Origin of the sequence: Serratia plymuthica (assembly GCF_018336935.1) — a bacterium.
Taxonomy (GTDB): Bacteria; Pseudomonadota; Gammaproteobacteria; order Enterobacterales; family Enterobacteriaceae; genus Serratia; species Serratia plymuthica_B.
On the sequence record NZ_CP068771.1, the window covers coordinates 3,115,444 to 3,135,152 of the forward strand.

The 19,709-nt window shown below is 61.4% G+C and carries 16 protein-coding genes and 1 riboswitch; of the genes, 9 read left to right on the plus strand and 7 right to left on the minus strand.

Features of this window, described 5'->3' with window-relative positions; genetic code table 11:
* Positions 1 to 26 precede the first annotated feature (26 nt).
* Both JK621_RS14535 and JK621_RS14540 read right to left on the minus strand, forming a co-directional pair.
* On the minus strand, positions 27 to 1,970 hold the full coding sequence (locus JK621_RS14535) for a sigma-54-dependent Fis family transcriptional regulator (RefSeq protein WP_212556613.1): 1,944 nt from the start codon (positions 1,968 to 1,970) through the stop codon (positions 27 to 29).
* A gap of 94 nt (positions 1,971 to 2,064) precedes the next feature.
* Positions 2,065 to 3,117 carry a LacI family DNA-binding transcriptional regulator gene (locus JK621_RS14540; protein WP_432761913.1) on the minus strand — a complete coding sequence of 351 codons (1,053 nt, stop codon included), beginning with the start codon at positions 3,115 to 3,117 and terminating at the stop codon, positions 2,065 to 2,067.
* A 206-nt stretch (positions 3,118 to 3,323) separates the two neighbouring features.
* On the opposite strand from JK621_RS14540, the gene JK621_RS14545 reads away from it, so the two are divergent.
* The 4 genes from JK621_RS14545 to JK621_RS14560 all read left to right on the plus strand — a co-directional run bounded on the left by JK621_RS14545 (position 3,324) and on the right by JK621_RS14560 (position 8,560).
* Positions 3,324 to 4,352 carry an ABC transporter substrate-binding protein gene (locus JK621_RS14545; RefSeq protein WP_212556614.1) on the plus strand — a complete coding sequence of 343 codons (1,029 nt, stop codon included), beginning with the start codon at positions 3,324 to 3,326 and terminating at the stop codon, positions 4,350 to 4,352.
* A 107-nt stretch (positions 4,353 to 4,459) separates the two neighbouring features.
* A complete protein-coding gene (locus JK621_RS14550; protein ID WP_212556615.1) occupies positions 4,460 to 6,688 on the plus strand; it encodes an ABC transporter permease in 2,229 nt (742 codons plus the stop codon).
* Entirely contained in the window at positions 6,685 to 7,746 is a 1,062-nt protein-coding gene (locus JK621_RS14555) for an ABC transporter ATP-binding protein (RefSeq protein WP_212556616.1), read from the plus strand. The genes JK621_RS14550 and JK621_RS14555 overlap by 4 nt, the downstream gene beginning before the upstream one ends.
* Positions 7,747 to 7,771: 25 nt before the next feature.
* On the plus strand, positions 7,772 to 8,560 hold the full coding sequence (locus JK621_RS14560) for an inositol monophosphatase family protein (RefSeq protein ID WP_212556617.1): 789 nt from the start codon (positions 7,772 to 7,774) through the stop codon (positions 8,558 to 8,560).
* A gap of 129 nt (positions 8,561 to 8,689) precedes the next feature.
* Here the strand turns inward: JK621_RS14560 and gap are convergent, their stop codons facing one another.
* The 4 genes from gap to JK621_RS14580 form a co-directional block, all read right to left on the minus strand.
* Positions 8,690 to 9,700 (minus strand): type I glyceraldehyde-3-phosphate dehydrogenase, encoded by a 1,011-nt coding sequence (gene gap / locus JK621_RS14565; protein WP_212556618.1) that lies wholly within the window; start codon positions 9,698 to 9,700, stop codon positions 8,690 to 8,692.
* An 80-nt stretch (positions 9,701 to 9,780) separates the two neighbouring features.
* Positions 9,781 to 10,755: a GlxA family transcriptional regulator gene (locus JK621_RS14570; RefSeq protein ID WP_212556619.1), complete on the minus strand. Its 975-nt coding sequence runs from the start codon at positions 10,753 to 10,755 to the stop codon at positions 9,781 to 9,783.
* 77 nt (positions 10,756 to 10,832) lie between these two features.
* Positions 10,833 to 11,567: an SDR family NAD(P)-dependent oxidoreductase gene (locus JK621_RS14575; RefSeq protein ID WP_212556620.1), complete on the minus strand. Its 735-nt coding sequence runs from the start codon at positions 11,565 to 11,567 to the stop codon at positions 10,833 to 10,835.
* A 27-nt stretch (positions 11,568 to 11,594) separates the two neighbouring features.
* A complete protein-coding gene (locus JK621_RS14580; RefSeq protein ID WP_212556621.1) occupies positions 11,595 to 12,617 on the minus strand; it encodes an LLM class flavin-dependent oxidoreductase in 1,023 nt (340 codons plus the stop codon).
* Positions 12,618 to 12,775: 158 nt separating this feature from the next.
* A riboswitch (TPP riboswitch) is annotated at positions 12,776 to 12,878 on the plus strand.
* Between the two features lie 60 nt (positions 12,879 to 12,938).
* Between JK621_RS14580 and JK621_RS14585 the strand changes: the two genes are divergently transcribed.
* From JK621_RS14585 to JK621_RS14600, 4 genes are all read left to right on the plus strand, one after another.
* Positions 12,939 to 13,619 carry a TenA family protein gene (locus JK621_RS14585; RefSeq protein WP_212556622.1) on the plus strand — a complete coding sequence of 227 codons (681 nt, stop codon included), beginning with the start codon at positions 12,939 to 12,941 and terminating at the stop codon, positions 13,617 to 13,619.
* Positions 13,616 to 14,356 (plus strand): ABC transporter ATP-binding protein, encoded by a 741-nt coding sequence (locus JK621_RS14590; protein ID WP_212556623.1) that lies wholly within the window; start codon positions 13,616 to 13,618, stop codon positions 14,354 to 14,356. Before JK621_RS14585 ends, JK621_RS14590 begins: the two co-directional genes overlap by 4 nt.
* The gene (locus JK621_RS14595; RefSeq protein ID WP_212556624.1) at positions 14,353 to 15,120 is read left to right on the plus strand and encodes an ABC transporter permease; all 768 of its coding nucleotides are present in this window, start codon (positions 14,353 to 14,355) and stop codon (positions 15,118 to 15,120) included. The genes JK621_RS14590 and JK621_RS14595 overlap by 4 nt, the downstream gene beginning before the upstream one ends.
* Before the next feature lie 94 nt (positions 15,121 to 15,214).
* A complete protein-coding gene (locus tag JK621_RS14600) occupies positions 15,215 to 16,150 on the plus strand; it encodes an ABC transporter substrate-binding protein (RefSeq protein WP_212556625.1) in 936 nt (311 codons plus the stop codon).
* Between the two features lie 68 nt (positions 16,151 to 16,218).
* Here the strand turns inward: JK621_RS14600 and JK621_RS14605 are convergent, their stop codons facing one another.
* Positions 16,219 to 16,950 (minus strand): ABC transporter substrate-binding protein, encoded by a 732-nt coding sequence (locus tag JK621_RS14605; protein ID WP_212556626.1) that lies wholly within the window; start codon positions 16,948 to 16,950, stop codon positions 16,219 to 16,221.
* A gap of 422 nt (positions 16,951 to 17,372) precedes the next feature.
* On the opposite strand from JK621_RS14605, the gene opgB reads away from it, so the two are divergent.
* Positions 17,373 to 19,676, plus strand: coding sequence for a phosphatidylglycerol--membrane-oligosaccharide glycerophosphotransferase (opgB, locus tag JK621_RS14610; protein WP_212556627.1), 2,304 nt, complete (start codon positions 17,373 to 17,375; stop codon positions 19,674 to 19,676).
* Positions 19,677 to 19,709 lie beyond the last annotated feature (33 nt).

Here is a 19,709-nt window from a genome sequence, read left to right on the forward strand (position 1 = left end):
CTTGGTCCCCCTCATATAAGACGGAGTTAGTCATGCACCGGCGACTGAATGCCAAAGCGCTGCATACGGCGATAGAGCGTCATCCGGCTGATGCCCATTTGCCGAGCAACGGCGCTGTGGTTCCAGCGGGCGGCACGCAGATACTGAACCAACAGCCGTGCCTCCGGCGGCAGCGCCGCATCGGCTTCGGCGTTAACCACCGGCAGCGGGCCGGCGGGGATCGCCGCCGTCAACCCTTCCGGCAGATCGGTGACCTCGATGCGGCCGCCATCGCAGAGTGCGGCGGCGTAATCCAGCGCATTGCTCAGTTCTCGCAGGTTACCCGGCCAGTGATGCTGTTGCAGGCGGCGACGCGCGGCGGCGGAGAGCTGCGCCTTACCGGCCAGCAGTTTATCCACCAGCCAGTCGAGGTCGCTGCGCTGGCGTAACGCAGGCAGCGAGATACGCGCCCCCTGTAAACGGTAGAACAGATCGGCACGAAAACGCCCTTCCTGCACCAGTTGATCCAGCGCGTGGTGCGACGCGGAGATCACGCGGATATCCACCGATATCGGCCGCGTGGCCCCCACCGGCAGCACCTCCTGCTCCGCCAACACCCGCAGCAACCGGGTCTGCATCTCCAGCGGCATGTCGCCTATCTCATCAAGGAACAGCGTGCCGCCGTCGGCTTCCTGGATCAGCCCGCGCCGCCCTTTGCTGCCTGCGCCGGAGAAACTGCCGGGCAGATGGCCGAACAGTTCGCTCTCAATCAGCGCCGCCGGGATCGCCGCGCAGTTCACCGCCACAAACGCCCGATGGCGGCGGTTGCTTGCCTGGTGAAAGGCTTTGGCAAAAAACTCTTTCCCGCAGCCGGTTTCACCGTGAACCATCAGGTGCAGCGGTGCCTCCAGCAGCCGGGCGGCGCGCTGGAGCTGAAGCTGCAACGCAGCGTCGCCGCCGTTCAGTGCGGCCAGCGCCGGAGGTAACGCGCCGTGGCTGACTGCGGCCTTACGTGGCGCACGCCGAACGGGCTGCACGGCGGTAACGTACAGTTTCTCCCCGCTGCGGACGCGTTCGAGCGTCCCCTGCTGCCCACTGGCGCTGGCCAGCCAATCGGGAAGACTGTCGATGGAAGTATTAAACAGTTGTTCAATCGGCCGGCCGAGCAGCGTGCTGCGGCAGTGCGCCGGCGGCGCGGCGATGCCCAGCTCATTTTCCAGCATGCGCTGGGCGCGGTGGTTATGCCCCACCACGTTGCCGGCGGCATCGAAGGCGATCAGGAAATCCGGGCTGACCTCGACAAACGACGATGCCGGGCTGAGTTTCAGCACCCAATCGCCGCGATGTCGATGTTCAAACCAGGCGTTTTCAATCTGATGCGCATAAATTTTAGCGAGCTGTAACGCCAACTGCTGGCTGGATTTTGGTTGCGGCGAGCTGAGCGCGGAAATATCAAGAATGGCGTTTAACTGCCCCTGCGGATCGAACAGGGGAACGGCGGTGCAGGTCAGCGGGATATGGGTGGCGTCGAAATGATCGGCCTGATGCACGGTCAACGCCTTGCCGGTGGCCAGCGCGGTGCCCACGGCGCAGGTGCCTGCGCAGGCTTCCGTCCACTGCGCCCCGAGGAACAGCCCGGCACGGCGCAAGCTGATTTCGGCATTGACGTCCCCCAGGTAATCCACGGTGATGCCGCGCGCATCGGTCAACAGCACCACGTAGCCGGCGGCGGCAATCTGCTGATACAACATCGTCAGGCCGTGATGGGCAATGTGGCGAAACTCTTCCATTTCCTGGCGGTGTTCCCGCAGCTCATGCCACGGCAAGATACGCGCTTCCTGCATGCGGCGGGGATCAAGGCCATGATGTTCCACGCACCGCTGCCAGGAGTCGCGAATAGTCTGTTCATGTAAACGCGGGGCCAGTAAATGCGCCTTGTTGCTGAGGCTGGCCATTACCGTGGCAATGTGTTCGCGCTGGCTCTGATTCACGGGTCTTTCTCCTGTGGCGGCACGGTGGGAAGGCCCTCATCATACACCGGGTTGGGTGCCCGGTGCAGGGGCGGCAGGTGCCATCGCACCGCTTTCAGCCGCCGCGAATGGTGCCGCGCCAAATAAAGTCGGCATGGTACATCCGCGTTTCGCCCGGTATTTCCTGCCCCAGCGCGGGCGCCATGACCTCTTCGCTCTCCTCTTCCGCCACCAGCCACGCCACCGCATCCCGGGCGAACTGCTCCACCGGTTGGGTAAAGGTGGTGAGGTTGTAGGATGACCACGCCGCCTGCGGAATATCATCGTACCCGGCCACGCAAAGATCTTCCGGAATACGCAGCGCAAAGCGATGGCGCGCCTCATCCATAAAACCGCAAGCCAGCAGATCGGTGACGCAGAACACCGCATCAGGCCGCTCCCGACGGGTTAACAGACGGTGCGCCAGAATTTGTCCGCTCTCATACGAGGTGGTGCCAAAACGCTCGACGCTCACCGCCAGCCCCGCCGTTTCCGCCGCCTCCAGAAAACCGCGCTCGCGCGCCATCAGGCTTGGCGTACCCGCCAGCGAGTTGGCAAAGGCGATCCGCCGGCAACCGGCGCGGGCAAACGCCATCACCACCATGCCGGCCGCCTCTTCGTTATCCAGGTTGATGCTGAGCGAACCCGGTAGCGCATCATTGCGGTTAATCAGCACCAGCCGCTGGCCGTGCCGGTGGCACTGGCGGGCGATGGCGCTGTCCGGCATGCCGGAGAGGACAAAGGATGCATCTGCGCGGAAGTTAATCGCCTGCTGCAACGCCTGGGACACGCTGTCGTCGGAACGATCGGTGTTAATCAACATGGCGATTTTTCCCGCCTCCTGCAAATGCTGGGTCAGCAATCGCACCAGGCTGGCCCGGTAAGGCGTCGCCAGTTCGGACACGATCAGGCAGACAATGCCGCTGCGGTTGCGCACCAACCCCCGCGCCAAATGATTAACGTGGTAGCCCAGTTGTTCCGCCGCCCGCATCACCCTTTCGCGGGTCGCCGTCGAGACGCTGGCCCCGGGCGTATAGGTGCGCGACACCGCCGATCGGGACACCCCGGCCAGCTCCGCTACGTCTTTGGCACTGATCATTGCCTTGTCTGCCGCCATGGTTACATCCATCCGTTACCCGTTCCGATAAAGTTTGCCGCACTTTGCAAAGCTGTGCAAATTTTTCGCAGAAAATTTGTTTCATTTTTGTGACGAATAGGTTGAATTGTTCTATATCGCAATTGACAGCACAATTTTTATCCTCTAGTTATTTGCACACACGTGCAAAAAAAATGGCGACAACGTATCGCCACCCTACACAAAACCAGGAGAACACCATGCATCGAGTCACCCTGATGGCGGTCCTCGCCGCCGGCTCCGCGCTCTCGGCCCTGCCGGCCCACGCCGCCGGAAAACTGAATATGATCTGCTCCGCCGATGTCGTGGTCTGCGAACAGATGACCACGCTCTTCGAGAAACAGCACCCGGATGTCAACGTCAGCATGGTGCGTCTCTCCGCCGGAGAAGCCTATGCGCGCATCCGAACCGAAGCGCGAAACCCGCGCACCGACATTTGGTGGGCGGGCACCGGCGATCCCCATATGCAGGCCGCCAACGAGGGCTTGACCCAGCCCTATAAATCGCCGCTGCTTGATCAACAACACGACTGGGCGCGCAAGCAGGCGGAGAGTGCCGACTACCGCACCGTGGGCGTCTACGCCGGTGCGCTGGGCTGGGGCTACAACACCAAGCTGCTGGCGGAGAAAAAACTCAACGTCCCCGCCTGCTGGGCCGATCTGCTGGATCCGGCCTACAAGGGCGAGATCCAGATGGCCAACCCGAACTCATCCGGCACTGCCTACAACACCCTCGCCACGCTGGTGCAGATCATGGGGGAAGACAAGGCTTTCGATTACCTGAAAAAACTCAACGCCAATATCTCGCAATACACCAAATCAGGCTCCGCACCGGTTAAAGCGGCGGCACGCGGCGAAACGACGATAGGCATCGTCTTTATGCACGATGCGGTGGCGATGCAGGTCGATGGTTTCCCGGTGAAAGCCATCGCGCCCTGCGAGGGGACCGGGTTTGAAATTGGCTCCATGTCGATTGTCAAAGGCGCGCGTAACCTTGCCAATGCCAAGCTGTGGTACGACTGGGCGCTCGGCGCCGAAGCGCAATCGCACATGAAAGACGCCAAATCCTTCCAGTTGCCGTCAAACCGCGAAGCGGCTATCTCCGAGTATGCACCGCGCTTCGAGAACATCAAACTGATCGACTACGACTTTAAAACCTACGGCGCCACGGAAAAACGCAAAGAGCTGCTCAGCCGTTGGGATAAAGAGATCGGCTCCGGCGCGCAGTAATTCCCGTCCATTCCCTCTCGCACTCTCTGCCGTTGCCGGTAAACCGGGCGTGGCACGCCGCGCCCGCCCGGTATGCAGAGAAGGAATCATGAACGATCGAGGTTACGATGAATGCTCAAAACCGCCGCGTAGACGTGGCTCTTGCGCTGGGCGCGCTCGCATTGCTGCTGCTGCCCTGGTACAGCCAGGAAGCCGGATTCTTCGACTTCAGTTGGCTGAATACGCTGTGGCAGGATCGCGAAAGCGCCCCCGCGCTGTGGCAAATCCTGGTTTTTCAACGCCCATGGTTGGCTATTGCGCTGCTGCTGTTGCTGGTTTGTTCGCTGGGCCGCCTGCTGCAGGTGGGCCGATTGCGCTCGCAGTTACTGATGTCTGCCGCCGCCATCGGCATCATCTTCCTGCTGTTTGAAGGCCACGCCATCGGTTACAGCGGCTGGAACTGGCAATGGAGCGAACAGCTGTTTGGTGCGCTCGACGACGGCCAGCCCGCCTTTGGCGCCGGCGCTATTGCGTTGCTCACCGCGTTTTTGCTGCTGTTCTCATTTGGCTTGGCCGAGCGTGGCGTGCTGAAGGGGGATGCCTTTGTGGTGTCCTCGATCGTGCTGCTGGTCGCGTTGGTCAGCACCTTCGTGCTTTATCCGGTACTGAGCATGTTCGTCGCCTCGGTGCAGGACGCTGACGGCGCGTTTAAACCGGACGGCCTGATCGCCAATATGCAGGATCCGGCGATCTGGAGCCTCGGTTGCCTGAACGGCGGCAGTTGCGGCACCGCCTGGCGCACCCTGTGGCTGGCGCTGATGACCGCCGGCGGATCGACGCTGCTCGGCCTGGCCTTTGCGCTGGCCGCAACCCGCACGCCGCTGCCGTTCAAGAAAGGGCTGCGCCTGCTCAGCGTACTGCCGATCATCACGCCGCCGTTCGTCATTGGCCTGGCGCTGATGCTGCTGTTTGGCCGTTCCGGCATCGTCACCGAGCTGCTTTCCACCCTGTTCGGCATCGAGCCGGGGCGTTGGCTGTACGGCCTGACCGGGATCTGGATTGCCCAGGTGCTTTCCTTTACCCCGATCGCCTTTTTGGTGCTGATTGGCGTAGTGGAAGGCGTCAGCCCTTCGCTGGAAGAGGCCTCGCAAACGCTGCGCGCCAACCGCTGGCGCACCTTCCGTTACGTTTCGCTGCCGCTGATGGCGCCCGGCCTGGCCAATGCTTTCCTGATCAGTTTTATCGAAAGCATGGCGGATTTCGGTAACCCTATGGTGCTCGGCGGCAGCCACGGCGTGCTCTCGACCGAGATCTTCTTCTCGGTGGTGGGGGCGCAAAACGATCCGAGCCGCGCAGCGGTGCTGGCGATCATCCTGCTGTGCTTTACCCTCAGCGCCTTTGTGTTGCAGCGCCTGTGGCTGGCAGGCAAAAGCTTCGCCACCGTTACCGGCAAAGGCGATTCCGGCATGCACTGCGGCCTGCCGCGCGGGCTGCGCTATGGCGTTTACGGGTTGGTGATCCCCTGGGGCCTGTTCACGCTGGTGGTTTACGGCATGATTTTAATCGGCGGTTTCGTTCAGTCGTGGGGGCTGGACAACAGCCTGACCCTGGCGCATTACACCCGCGCATTCGGCTTCCAGTGGAGCGGCGGCCAAATCCTCTGGACCGGCGTCGCCTGGAACTCGTTCTGGACCACCCTGGAAATCGCGCTGATCGCCGCGCCGCTCACGGCCATCGTCGGCCTGCTCACCGCCTGGCTGATCGTGCGGCAGAAGTTTGCCGGCCGCCAGACCTTCGAGTTTATGTTGATGCTCAGCTTCGCCATCCCCGGCACGGTGATCGGCGTCAGTTACATCATGGCTTATAACCTGCCGCCGCTGGAAATCACCGGCACCGCTCTGATCCTGGTCGCCTGTTTTGTGTTCCGCAACATGCCGGTGGGCGTGCGCGGCGGCATCGCCGCCATGAGCCAACTGGACCGCAGTCTGGATGAAGCGTCGCTGACGCTGCGCGCCGGCAGCTTCCGCACCCTGCGCAAAGTGATTTTACCGCTGTTGAAACCCGCCATCAGCGCAGCCCTGGTCTATGCCTTCGTGCGGGCGATTACCTCCATCAGCGCGGTGATTTTTCTGGTCAGCGCCCAGTACAACATGGCCACCTCCTACATCGTCGGGCTGGTCGAAAACGGGGAATACGGCGTGGCTATCGCCTACTCCTCCGTGCTTATCGTGGTGATGCTGGCGGTGATCCTCACTTTCCAACTGCTGGTCGGCGAACGTCGCCTGCGCCGCGTATCCCGCATCGCTACACCGCCGGTGGCGTCGCCGCCGGCCTTACAACAGGAGACTGCCGTATGACTGCCATTCGTTCCGGCTCGGTGGTGTTTGAAAACGTCACCAAACAGTTTGCCGATTTCACCGCCCTGCCCGGCCTCTCGCTCACCGTCGAGCCTGGCACGCTGGTGACGCTGCTCGGCCCCTCGGGCTGCGGCAAAACCACCACCCTGCGCCTGCTGGCCGGCCTGGAGCACCCGACCACCGGGCGCATCCTGATCGGCGGCAAAGAGGTGACCCATCTGCCCGCCAACGAGCGCGACGTGGCGATGGTGTTTCAATCCTACGCGCTGTTCCCGCATATGAACGCGCTGGACAACGTGATGTACGGCCTGCTCGCCAGCAAGCTGTCGCGCAAAGAAGCGCAGGATCGGGCGCACGAAGGGCTCAAATTGGTCGGGCTGGAAAACATGGGCAAGCGCCTGCCCGCCGAGCTGTCCGGCGGCCAGCAGCAACGCATCGCGGTGGCGCGCGCGCTGGTGCTGGAACCGCAGGTGCTGCTGCTCGATGAGCCCCTATCCAATCTTGACGAGCGGCTACGCCGCCGCGTGCGCACCGAGATCCGCGATTTGCAACAGCGCCTCGGGTTCACGGCGGTGTACGTGACCCACGATCAGGAAGAGGCGCTGGCGGTGTCCGATAAGATTATCGTCATGAAAGAAGGGCATATTGCCCAGCAGGGTGCGCCGCAGGAGCTTTATCATTCGCCCGCGTCGGTGTTTATCGCCGATTTTATGGGCGAGGCCAATATCCTGCCCTGCGACATTGAGCGGGTGGAAGGTGACGAAGCGCTGATCAGCCTGGGTAGCCGCCAATATCGGGTGCCGGGCGCCAAAGCGCGCCCCGGCGCTGCGCAACTGTCCGTACGGCCGCAGTTTATTACGCTGCATGCGGAGCAGCCCGGTGCATTGAACGGCGAGGTGACCCACAGCATCTGGCTCGGTGACCATATCGAGTATGAAGTGAAGACCGACCTCGGCTCCCTGTTTATCGTCGATGTCCAGATGGAGCGCCAACTGGCGCCGGCCACGCGCGTGGCCATTGATTTCAAACCTCAGGGGCTGGCGCTGATTGCGCAGTGATGGCCCGCAACGTTAAGGATCTGCTATGAATGAACAAATCTCCCCGCGTCTGGCGCTGGCCGAACGGGTGGCGCGCGAGGCGGGAGCCAAAGCGCTGGACTATTTCAACCGTCGCGAAAGCCTGGTGATTGAAACCAAACGCGATGCGCAGGATGTGGTGTCGATCGCCGATCGCGAGGTCGAGCTGCTGATCCGCGGGCAGATCGCCCAGGGGTTCCCGGACGACGGTTTTCTCGGCGAAGAATTCGGCCTGCAGCCCGGCAGCTCGGGCTATGACTGGGTGGTCGATCCGATTGACGGCACCAGCCCCTTCGTCAACGGCATGCCGAACTGGTGCGTGTCCATTGCCGTCATTTATCAGGGTAAGCCGGTGATCGGCGTGATCATGGCGCCTTGCCAACAGGAATGCTTCGTCGCGGCGCAAGGTGCGGGCGCCACGCTCAATGGCAAACCGCTGCATGTGGATCCGGCGCGTACCTTGCAGAACCACATCACCGGATTTGGCGCCAACAGCTATGTGGCGCCTGAACGCGTCGGCGAAATCGCCGCCGAGATCACGGCGGTCGGCGGCAATTTCTTCCGCAATGGTTCCGGTGCCATGATGCTGGCATGGGTGGCCGCCGGGCGGCTGGTCGGTTATTACGAACCTTATATGCACGCCTGGGATTGTCTGGCGGGTTATTGCCTGGTGAACGAAGCCGGTGGCTGGACGCATCCGTTTAACGCGCAAGGGGAACAACTGTTGCGCGGTGCGCCGGTGCTGGCGGCGGCGCCTGGGGCCAAAGACGAGTTAGTGCGTATCGCGCAGCTGTAATTTGGCACCGGGCAGACTGCGGATACAGCCGATTAAGGGCTAAACCGCCAGGGGTCGAACATGTTCGACCCGATTTACCCCATTGATCATGCTAAAGGGCGCGGCATGCAGCGCCCCTGCTTTTCGGCCCTACAACCCGCGTTTTTCCATCAGCAACGCCAGATCGACCAGGCGATTAGAGAAGCCCCATTCATTGTCGTACCAGGCCAGGATCTTGACCAGCTTGCCGCCGATAACCAGGGTAGACAGCCCGTCGATAATGGACGAACGCGGATCGCCTTTATAATCGCTCGACACCAAAGGTTCGTCGCTGTAGCCAAGGATCCCCTTGAGCGGGCCCGACTCCGCCGCCTGGCGGAAGGCGGCGTTGATCTCGTCGATCGTCGCTTCGCGTTTTAACGTCACCGTTAAATCAACGATAGACACCACAGGGACCGGCACCCGCAGCGAGTAACCGGTCAGGCGGCCATCCAGCTCCGGGATCACCTTGCCGAGCGCTTTGGCCGCACCGCTGGAGTAAGGCACAATCGACTGAGCGGCGGCCCGTGCGCCGCGTAAATCTTTTTCCGGCTGATCGTGCAGCGCCTGGCTATTGGTGTAGGCGTGGGTGGTGTTCATCAGGCCGTATTCGATGCCGAAGGTCTGATGCAACACCTGCGCGGCAGGCGCCAGCCCGTTGGTGGTGCAACTGCCGTTACTGACCACCCGATGCTTAGCCGGATCGTAATCCTGGTGGTTAACGCCCATCACCAGGGTGATATCGTCGTTTTTTGCCGGTGCCGAGATGATAACGCGCTTGGCGCCGCCTTTCGTGATGTGCACTTCAGCCTGGCTTTTGTCGGTAAAGAAACCCGTCGCTTCGATCACTATGTCAACGCCGACGCTTTTCCAGGGGATTGCGCCAGGATCTCTTTCAGAGAAAACATGAATCGGCCTGCCATCCAACAGCAACTGGTTTTCACCGGCCTCGACGCTGGCGGCCAAGGTGCCGGAAAGCGAGTCGTATTTCAGCAGATGCGCCAGGGTTTTGCTGTCGGTCAAATCGTTGATCGCCACAACCTGAAAGTCACTGCGCCCTAACGCCGCACGTAAAACATTGCGCCCGATTCTGCCGAAACCGTTAATGCCTACTTTGACCATGATCTACTCCTTCGTTATTGTCTCTGCCTGCCAATCTAGCCGGGAGAGACGCGTGGCGTAAATGACGTTTATAGATCAATTTACGCCAAATTGCGGGAGTGAAAACGATCGCGGTACTCGGTAGGCGTCAATTGCAGGTTTCTTTCGAACACGCGCCGCAGGTTGAGACCATTGCCGAAGCCGGTGGTCACGGCGATATGCTCGATGCCTTCCGCACTCTGCTCCAGACGCTGCCTGGCGGTATGCAAACGCCCTTCTTCAACGAATTTAGCGGGGGAGATGCCGGTCTCGCGGGTGAAAACGCGCGTAAAGTTTCGCGGGCTCATGGCGACCTTTTCGGCCAGTTTCTCAACGGAAAGATCGCCGTCCAGGTTTTCCAGGATCCAGGACTGGAGATCGCGGATCGGGCCAGGCGTTTTGGCCTGATTCAACGGATAACGGCTGAACTGCAACTGGCCGCCGGGGCGACGAAGAAACATCACCAGGTCTTGCGCCACTTCGCGCGCCTGAATAAAACCGTAATCGTCTTCAACCAGCGCCAGGGTGAGATCGAAACCCGAGCTGACGCCGCCGGAGGTCCAGACGGGACCGTCCTGAACGTAGATCGGCCCGTTTTCGACCTTCACCTTCGGGAAACGGGATTGCAGGGTATCCAGCAAGCGCCAGTGTGTCGTCGCCCGGCGCCCTTCGAGCAAACCGGCCTCGGCAAGCAGCAAAGCCCCGCCGCAAACGGAAGCAATGCGGCGTGCGTTGGGGGCGGCGCGACGGAGCCAGCCTGCGACAAACGTGCCTTCTTCTTCGGTCGCCCCCTTTCCGGTGACAATGACAGTGTCACGTTTCTGTTCAGGGTCGAGATCGGAAAGACGGTGATCGGCCAGCAAATTCAATCCGGATGACCCATGCACCACCCGATGAGATTGCGTGGTGGCGACCTCAATCCGATAGAGCGGAGCGGCGTCAGGCCTCAAGCGATTGGCTTGCATCAGGATGTCGGCGATACCCGCCGACTCAAACAGCATGCCCCCTTCGGGGACGATAATCAGGAATGTATGCATGGCCTTAAAATACAATTTGGGCAAAATAAGTCAATAACGCACATTCCATATCGCCCTGGCCGCCACCGGCTTCCCGCTCAGGATATCGCCAGCGCAACGCCCGTCACGCGTTCAAGTTCCGCCAACAGCGCATCCTGAAAAGCCGGATCGCGCGCGGCGGCATGCGGTTCCAGACGGCGCTGGTGATGCCAATAACCGCCGGAAACGCCGGCCTGCGCATCTGCGCCGGCCACCAGCCACTCCTGCGTCAGGTGCCCCAGGCGCAGATCGTCGGGGGCGTTTTCGCCGCCCATCTTGGTCGGCACCCAACCGGGATCGACCGCGCTGCTGACCACGCCCGGCCAACGGCGGGCTACGGCGGCGGCGAGCGCCGTCACAAATAGCTTGCTGTCCGAATAAGAGACGCCGGTCTGCCCGCGCCAGTCCACCTTTTCCAGCGCGGCGCGGCCGTCAAAATGCATGCTGCTGCTCAAATACACCAAACGCGCCGGGCGAGCGATAAGCGCCGTCAACAGATAAGGAGCAATCACGTTGACCGCCAGCACCTGCGGCCCGGTGAAAACGCCGGCATTGTGAATGACCGCATCTGGACGCCCGATGCGGTTTACCTGTTCGGCCACCTCCCGGGTCTGCTGCAGATCAGACAAATCGCCGGTGACCGCCAGCGCGCCGCGGTCCAGCAAATCGCGCACGCCGTGGAGCCGGCCAGGCTCACGCGCGTGAACGATCACCTGATGCCCTTCGCCCAGCAGGGTTTCCGCCGCCGCGCGCCCCAGCCCGTCCGCCGAGCCGGTAATGAAAATACGGGACATGGTCAGCTTCCTTTTATTTTTGAAACCTCAACGCCAGCCCAGCGCCGGGGCGACATGGCTGAGGATCGACTCAATCACGTGCGCGTTGTAATCGACGCCCAACTGGTTAGGCACGGTCAACAGCAAAGTATCCGCTTCGGCAATGGCTTCGTCCTGCGCCAGCTGTTTGATCAGTTCTTCCGGCTCGGCGGCGTAGCTGCGGCCGAAAATCGCCCGGGTTTGCTGGTCGATATACCCGACCTGATCGCCTTCCTTGCCGCTGCCGCCGAAGTAGCTGCGATCCTGCTGGTTCATCAGCGCAAAGATGCTGCGGCTTACCGACACGCGCGGTTCACGCAGGTGGCCCGCTTCCTTCCAGGCGGCGCGATAAGCGCGGATCTGCTTGGCCTGCTGAATGTGGAAGGGTTCGCCGGTTTCGTCGTTTTTCAGCGTCGAGCTTTGCAGGTTCATCCCCAGTTTTGCCGCCCACACCGCCGTGGCGTTGGAGCTGGCGCCCCACCAGATGCGATCGCGCAGGCCGGCGGAGAAAGGTTCTATGCGCAGCAGCCCCGGCGGATTAGGGAACATCGGCTGCGGGTTCGGCTCGGCGAAGCCCTCACCGCGCAGCGCATCGAGCAGCACCTCGGTGTGGCGACGGGCCATATCGGCCTCGGTCTCGCCTTCTGCGGGCGTATAGCCAAAATAGCGCCAGCCTTCGATAACCTGCTCAGGCGAGCCGCGGCTGATGCCGAGTTGCAGCCGCCCGCCGGAAATCAGATCGGCGGATCCGGCGTCTTCCACCATATAAAGCGGGTTTTCATAGCGCATATCAATCACGCCGGTGCCGATCTCAATGCGTTGGGTTTTGGCGCCGACGGCGGCCAACAGCGGGAACGGGGAGCTGAGCTGGCGGGCGAAGTGATGCACGCGGAAATAGGCGCCGTCCGCCCCAAGCTCCTCTGCGGCGACCGCAAGATCGATGGATTGCAGCAGCGCATCCGCCGCCGAACGGGTACCGGACTGTGCCGAAGGCGTCCAGTGACCAAAAGAGAGAAAGCCGATCTTCTTCATGGGAGTGTTCCTCAGAGTCAACATTACCGGATTACAGTGCAAAAATGCCGCCGCCAGTGCCAGAGAAATCGTCGCGAACCGCACTAAACGAACCGATTGCCGCCCCGCCGCTCCCCCTCGTCCGAGCATTGTAATCAAAAAGCAAATATCGTATAACAGGCTCCTCCGAGGGGTGTCCTGTTACGGGCTGAGATGGCGCAAGCCGAACCCTTTGAACCTGATCTGGGTCATGCCAGCGAAGGGACGGGTCGGCAATCACTCTCGGTCATTGCCTGTTCATACCTCAGCGCGCCCGGATCTCCACTCACTTTTGGAGGTCCCATGTTTACTCCCCTTTTCGAGAACGGTCTTTACGGACGGCTGCGCCAACAGGCGGGCGCGGACTGGCAGGACTACGTTGCCCACCCTTTTATTCAGCAACTGGCCGCCGGCACGCTGCCTGAATCGGCGTTCCGCCGCTATCTGACCCAGGATTATCTGTTCCTGATCCACTTCGCCCGTGCCTACGCCCTGCTGGTAAGCAAGCTGCGCACGCTGCCGGAGATGCGCGCGGCCACCGCTTCGCTCAATGCCATCGTCGCCGAGCTGCCTTTGCATCTGGCTTACTGCGCCGGTTGGGGGCTGGGCGAACCCGAGATTGCCGCCGAACCCGAGGCGGCGGAAACCCTGAACTACACCCGCTATGTGCTCGATATCGGCCACTCCGGCGATGCGCTGGATCTGCTGGCGGCGCTGATGCCCTGCGTCGCAGGCTATGCCGAGATTGGCCTGCGCCTGCTTGACGACCCGGCGACGGTGATGGAGGGCAATCCTTACGCCTCGTGGATCCGCAACTATGGCGATAAAAACTATCTGGCCGGCGTGCAGGCGGCCCTCGATCTGCTGGAGCGCGTGGGCCACCAGCGTGGCGCAGAAAGCCGCTTTACCGAGCTTGCGGCGATTTTCACCACCGCCACCCGGCTGGAGTCCGCCTTCTGGCAGATGGGGTTGAACGCCTCATGAGTGACCGCATCGCGCCGCCCGGCATTCAGGTGCGGGATCTCAGCCTGCGCTTTGGCCGGCAGGTGATTTTCGATCGGCTGAGTTTCGAGATTGCCGGCGGCAGCGTCGTCGCCCTGCTCGGCGCCAGCGGCGCAGGCAAAACCAGCCTGCTGAAGATTATCGCCGGGCTGATGCAGCCTACCGCCGGTGAAGTGACCGGCAGCGACGGCCTGCCGATAGCCGGCCGCATCGCCTATATGGGGCAAAAAGACCTGCTCTATCCGTGGCTGACCGTCGCCGAAAATATCAGCCTCGGCGCGCGGCTGCGCGGTGAAAAAGCCGACCGGGAATGGGCCGCGCATCTGCTCGAGCGCGTTGGGCTGAGCGGTTACGCCAAGGCTCTGCCCTCGGCGTTGTCCGGCGGCATGCGCCAGCGCGCCGCCATCGCGCGCACGCTGTATGAACGCCAGCCGATTGTGCTGATGGACGAGCCCTTCTCGGCGCTGGACGCCATTACCCGCGCCATGATCCAAACCCTGGCGGCCGAGCTGTTGGCGCAGCATACCGTGCTGCTGATTACCCATGATCCGATGGAAGCCTGTCGCCTGAGCCACCGCCTGCTGGTGCTCTCCCGCTACCCCGCCGGCATTGACGATACGCATGTCATCAGCGGCCTGCCGCCGCGCGCGCCGGACGATCCCCATCTGCTGAAAAGCCAGGGCGAGCTGTTGCAGCAACTGATGAGGGCCGCCGAATGAAGCTACGGGTTGAAAACCGCCTGGCGCGAGTGCGCCGCAGCCTGACGGCGTTCGCCGGTTTGCTGCTGCTGTGGTGGCTCATCACCTTGGGCGATATTCCCGCCTTTTTGCTGCCTTCGCCTTCTGCGGTGGCGCAGGCACTGTGGAGCGGGCGCGCCTATCTCGCTTATCACACGCTGATCACCGCCTCGGAGATTGCCTGCGGGCTGGGGATTGGGGTATTGCTCGGCGCCGCGCTGGCGCTGTGCATGATCTATTCGCCCCGGCTGCAACGCTGGTTGATGCCGCTGGTGCTGACCAGCCAGGCGATACCGGTATTTGCGCTGGCGCCGCTGCTGGTGCTGTGGTTCGGCTTTGGCATGAGCGCCAAAGTGGCGATGGCGGTACTGGTGATCTTCTTCCCGGTCACCTCCGCGTTCTTTGATGGGCTGCGCCGGGTCAATAACGATTATCTCGATCTGGCCCGCACCATGCGCGCTTCCCCCTGGGCGCAACTGCGCCATGTGCGGCTGATGGCGGCGCTGCCGGCCTTTGGTTCCGGGTTGCGCATGGCCGCCGCCGTCGCGCCCATCGGCGCGATTATCGGCGAATGGGTCGGCTCGGCGGAAGGGTTGGGCTACGTGATGTTGAACGCCAACGCGCGCATGCAGACCGACGTCTGCTTCGCCGCGCTGTTTATTCTGGTGCTGATGACCGTCTTGCTGTGGATGACGGTGGATGCGCTGCTGCTGCGCCTGATCGACTGGGCGCCGGAAAACGACTGATATCCCCGTCATATGTCAAGTTACAGGTGTGTTGGCTGCCTTCCTGCAACTCGAACTGTTTAGGGTATAACCTTTGAATAATAAGGAACCAACCATGATTAAAAAGACCCTCTGCGGGCTGATACTCAGCGCCGCTCTGGCTGGCCAGGCCACCGCCGCCGAAAAACTGACGCTGGTGCTCGACTGGTATATCAATCCCGATCACGCGCCCATCATGGTGGCCGAGCAGATTGGCGCCTTCAAGGCTGAAGGCCTCGAGGTCAAGATTGTGCCCCCTTCCGATCCGGCGCTGCCGCCGCGCCTGGTGGCGGCAAAACAGGCCGATCTCGCCATCACCTATCAGCCGCAACTGCACTTCTTCGCCGATCAGGGCCTGCCGCTGGTGCGCGTGGGCACCCTGATTAACTCGCCGCTCAATACCCTGATGACGCTGGATAAAAGCATCACCTCGCCGGCGGATCTCAAGGGCAAAAAGATCGGCTATTCCGTCAGCGGCATCGAGCAGGCCACGCTGGCAACCATGGCCAAACATTCGCATCTCGACCCGAACGACATGAAGCTGATTAACGTCAATTTCCAACTGACCAGCGCCCTGCTGGCGGGCCAGGTCGATGCGGTGATCGGCGGCTATCGCAACATTGAAGCGCTGGAGTTGAAACTGCAGGGGAAAAAGCCGGTGGTGTTCAACGTCGAAGACTACGGCGTGCCGGCCTATGACGAACTGATCATCGTCGCCAACCGCGACGCGGTCGCCGAACCGAAGATCAAGAAATTCCTCGTCGCGCTGAAAAAAGGCAACGACTACCTGCAGGCTCACCCACAGGAAACCTGGCTGGCATTCGCCAAAACCCATCCGGAGCTGAACACCGAACTGAACAAACAGGCGTGGCAGGCGAGTTTACCGCTGTTCGCCACCCATCCGGCCAAGCTGGATACCGCGCGCTACCAGGCTTACGAGCAGTTCCTGTTCGACAATAAGCTGATCAAGAAAATCACCCCGGTGGAACAATACGCCGTGGAACTGCATTAAGGGTTATCCGCAAGGGCGCTGCATGCAGCGCCCCTCCCCCTGAACCACCAAAGCCCTAGCCAAGCGCCTCACGCCGCAGGGGCCACCGTCACATCGCCCTGGCCGCTGCGCCTCAGCGCCTGCTGCACCAAGCCGCTGGCTTTGCATCTTTCCACAAAACAGCGCACATACGCCGCCCCCTGCTCTTTACCGCGCGGCACCGCCATCGCCTGGTGAATCGCGGTAAAATACCCGTCCAGCACCCGGTAGCCCGGGTTTGCCGCAGCGGCGGCCAGCAGCGGTTGACGCACGCCCGCAGCGGCGTCCAACCCCTGTTCGAAGAATAAGCTTATCGCTGCGGGAGAAGTCTCCGCACGCACCAGTTGCGCCTGCTTTAAGGTGCGCGACAGGTACAGGTCATAGGCCGCGCCCTTGCCCACCGCAATGCGCAGGCCAGGCTTGTCGAGCTCGGCGACCTGGCGATAAGGCGCCTCTTGCGCCACCAGGTAGGTGCCTTCGATGATGACGTAAGGCGCGCTGAAGGCGATTTGCTCCGCGCGCACCGGTTCGATGGCCATAAAGGCGACATCCCAGGCGGCGGTTTCCAGCGCGGCGAAAACCTTGCCCGCCGCATCATAGGTCACCAGCTCCAGCGCCACGCCCAGCTCATGCGCCAGCGCGCCGGCCAGCGTGACCGACACGCCCTGCGGTTCTCCATCCGGCCCCCGTTGCGCCAGCACCGGATTGCCTAAATTGATCGCCGCGCGCAGTACGCCCTGCGGCGCCAAATCATCCAGTACGGTGGTGGAAATGCTCTGCATGTTTTCTCCTGAACAGGTTAATGCGCCTCGCCGGTCTGCAATCAGCGCCATTCATTAATGGTAGAGCCAAATGCCCGCTGAGCAATATTTCAGCGCTCCACGCCTCTCAGGAGTGACTATGGTCACAATATTGTCACAAATTTGTTCATTCACGCCTGGCGGCCCCCCCGTTGCGCAAACGCGCATTGACCCTGGCGCGTTCAATGCGCTATACCCGTCATACTTCGAGCCGCAGTAGCGTTGGTCGCCTTTACTCACCCGAATCACTTACTTTAGTAAGCTCATCGGGACTCGTTCAGTTACCGCCTTCCTGCAACTCGAATTATTTAGGGTGCATACCCTTCCTCTTTCGCGCTTCGACAGGGTCGGCAGCCTTTGCCAGGGCAGTTAAGATTTTCTTTTTATCAGACAGGGTACGGTGGATGGTTTCAGCATTAGTCTCGTTTGCACTTTTTTTAGCCTCAATTTTGATCTACCGGAACAAGGCCGCAGCCAACCGCTGGTGGCTGTCCATTTTACTGATCCTGCTCGGCAGCTATCTGATCCTCAACGTTATTCTAATCGCCAGTAACTATTTTACCGGCGACGGCATCACCGATGCGGTGATCTACACCCTCACCAGCAGCATGAAAGGGGCCGGCGTCAGCAAATACGTGCTGCCGTTTATCGGCCTGCTGGCGGTGCTGGCGCTGATTTTCGCCGTGCTGGCCTGGAGCCTGGTGCGCCACAAAGCGAAAGGCAGCAGCGTGGTTTACAGCGTGCTCGCCGTGCTGCTGGCGCTGTTCTCCGTCGGCACCACCCCGGCTTTTCAGGATATTTCGCTGCTGCTCAGAAGCCAGATTACCGGCGACACCGCCGATTTTTACACCTATTACAAAGCGCCGAAAAAGAGCCTGCAGGGCAAAGCGCCGAACCTGGTGTACATCTATGCCGAAAGCCTTGAGCGCACCTATTTCGACCCGGAAATCTTTCCCGATCTCGCCGACGAGCTGAATCGGCACCGTGAAAGCGGCATCGACTTCAGCAATACCCAACAGTTGCCGGGCACCGGCTATACCATTGCCGGCATGGTGGCTTCGCAGTGCGGCATTCCGCTGTTCGCCCCGTTCGACGGTAACGCCTCCAGCGCCGTTTCCACCTTTTACCCGGAAAACGTCTGCCTGGGCGACGTGCTGAAATCCGCCGGCTACGACAATTATTTCTATCAGGGCGCCGAGCTGGCCTTCGCCGGGAAAGACACCTTCCTGAAATCGCACGGTTTTGACCACGCCTACGGCTACAAGGAGTTGCGCGAACAGGTCCGCGATCCGGGCTACAAGAATGACTGGGGCTGGTACGACGATACCGTGCTGGACGTGGTTTTCGACAAGTTCGTCGAACTGTCGCAGCAGAACAAGAAGTTCTCGCTGTTTGCGCTGACCGTGGATACCCACCACCCGGACGGCTTTATCTCTGCGAGCTGCAGTAAAAAATCTTATAGCCGGCAGAACAAAGAGAACCGTTCGTTGAGCGCGGTAGCCTGTAGCCAGCAGCATATCGCGGCCCTGATCGACAAAATCAAAGGGTCCGAATATTTCAAAAACACCGTGATCGTGGTGTCCTCCGATCATCTGGCGATGAACAACACCGCCTACGACATTCTGACCAAACAAAAGCGCCGCAACCTGTTCTTTATTATCGACGGCAGGCAGCCGCAAAGCGCGCAGCATAACGAAAAGCGCAGCACGCTGGACAACGGCGCCACCGTGCTGGACGTGATGGGCGGCGACAACTATATCGGCCTCGGCCGCAGCAGCCTGTCCAGCCCTACGCTGGCTACCGTCTTCCTGAATATCGAAGAAAAAATCAACGGCTGGAAACCGGCAGTGGTGAAGCAATGGGGCTTCCCGAACAGCATTTCCGACTATCAGCTGGATGCCCAGCGCAACAGCTTCACCTTCTCCGGCATCAGCTTTAAGGTGCCGTTTATCCTCAAGGTGACGGACAATAAAATCGAACCCATGTTTAACGTCTATCTTTCCACACCGCTGAAAAAGCAGCTCGCCGGCCTGGGGGCGGGCGAAAAGTTTGTTTGGGTAGATAAATGCTATGAGATTGGCCGGGTGTGGGCGCCCGAACTGGCGCTGAGCACCGACACCTGCGTGGCCTCCGGCAATCTGGCCGCCCCGCCGCATATCGTGCAGGCCAAAGGCGGCAGCTATCGCGGCAAAGTCAGCTTTACCGAGCCTGCAGCGGACAGCGTTGCCGCCTACCAGAACGCCGTCGACAAACTGAAGGTGGACGACGCCGCCGTTAAATATCAGGCGGACGCCATCGCCTTTATGCTGCCGGGCATGCCGCAACAGGTGAAGGCGATCACCGGCGTTTCCAGCGTCGAAGACTGGGGGCGCTGGTCGGACGCCAACCTCGCGCCGGCGGTCAACATCGACTATGTCGCCCCGCTGCCGCCGACCTTCGATCTGGTGCTGCGCGCCCGCGCCTACGGCAAAAACGTCGGCGCGCCGATCTCGGTGCGCGTGGGCGACCAAGAGCAGTTCGTGTCGCTCGGCGAGCAGGACACCACCGTCACCCTGCGCTTCAACAACCCCGGCGGCGCGCAAAACATCAGCATCACGCCACCCGCCCCGACCGAACCGCAGGAAGGCGCCAGCGGCGGCTTTACCCCGAAAAAACGCGGTATTGGCCTGGTTTCGCTGAAGGTGGAACAGGCAGCGCCGGCCTCCTGATCTCAACGCCGCAGCGGCAGCCCTGCCGCTGCG

Bases quoted from the DNA above. Each gene is read 5' to 3' on its own strand.
- JK621_RS14540 (WP_432761913.1), bottom strand. From the start codon at position 3,117: ATGGATGTAACCATGGCGGCAGACAAGGCAATGATCAGTGCCAAAGAC.
- JK621_RS14545 (WP_212556614.1), top strand. From the start codon at position 3,324: ATGCATCGAGTCACCCTGATGGCGGTCCTCGCCGCCGGCTCCGCGCTC.
- JK621_RS14550 (WP_212556615.1), top strand. From the start codon at position 4,460: ATGAATGCTCAAAACCGCCGCGTAGACGTGGCTCTTGCGCTGGGCGCG.
- JK621_RS14555 (WP_212556616.1), top strand. From the start codon at position 6,685: ATGACTGCCATTCGTTCCGGCTCGGTGGTGTTTGAAAACGTCACCAAA.
- JK621_RS14560 (WP_212556617.1), top strand. From the start codon at position 7,772: ATGAATGAACAAATCTCCCCGCGTCTGGCGCTGGCCGAACGGGTGGCG.
- gap (WP_212556618.1), bottom strand. From the start codon at position 9,700: ATGGTCAAAGTAGGCATTAACGGTTTCGGCAGAATCGGGCGCAATGTT.
- JK621_RS14570 (WP_212556619.1), bottom strand. From the start codon at position 10,755: ATGCATACATTCCTGATTATCGTCCCCGAAGGGGGCATGCTGTTTGAG.
- JK621_RS14575 (WP_212556620.1), bottom strand. From the start codon at position 11,567: ATGTCCCGTATTTTCATTACCGGCTCGGCGGACGGGCTGGGGCGCGCG.
- JK621_RS14580 (WP_212556621.1), bottom strand. From the start codon at position 12,617: ATGAAGAAGATCGGCTTTCTCTCTTTTGGTCACTGGACGCCTTCGGCA.
- JK621_RS14585 (WP_212556622.1), top strand. From the start codon at position 12,939: ATGTTTACTCCCCTTTTCGAGAACGGTCTTTACGGACGGCTGCGCCAA.
- JK621_RS14590 (WP_212556623.1), top strand. From the start codon at position 13,616: ATGAGTGACCGCATCGCGCCGCCCGGCATTCAGGTGCGGGATCTCAGC.
- JK621_RS14595 (WP_212556624.1), top strand. From the start codon at position 14,353: ATGAAGCTACGGGTTGAAAACCGCCTGGCGCGAGTGCGCCGCAGCCTG.
- JK621_RS14600 (WP_212556625.1), top strand. From the start codon at position 15,215: ATGATTAAAAAGACCCTCTGCGGGCTGATACTCAGCGCCGCTCTGGCT.
- JK621_RS14605 (WP_212556626.1), bottom strand. From the start codon at position 16,950: ATGCAGAGCATTTCCACCACCGTACTGGATGATTTGGCGCCGCAGGGC.
- opgB (WP_212556627.1), top strand. From the start codon at position 17,373: ATGGTTTCAGCATTAGTCTCGTTTGCACTTTTTTTAGCCTCAATTTTG.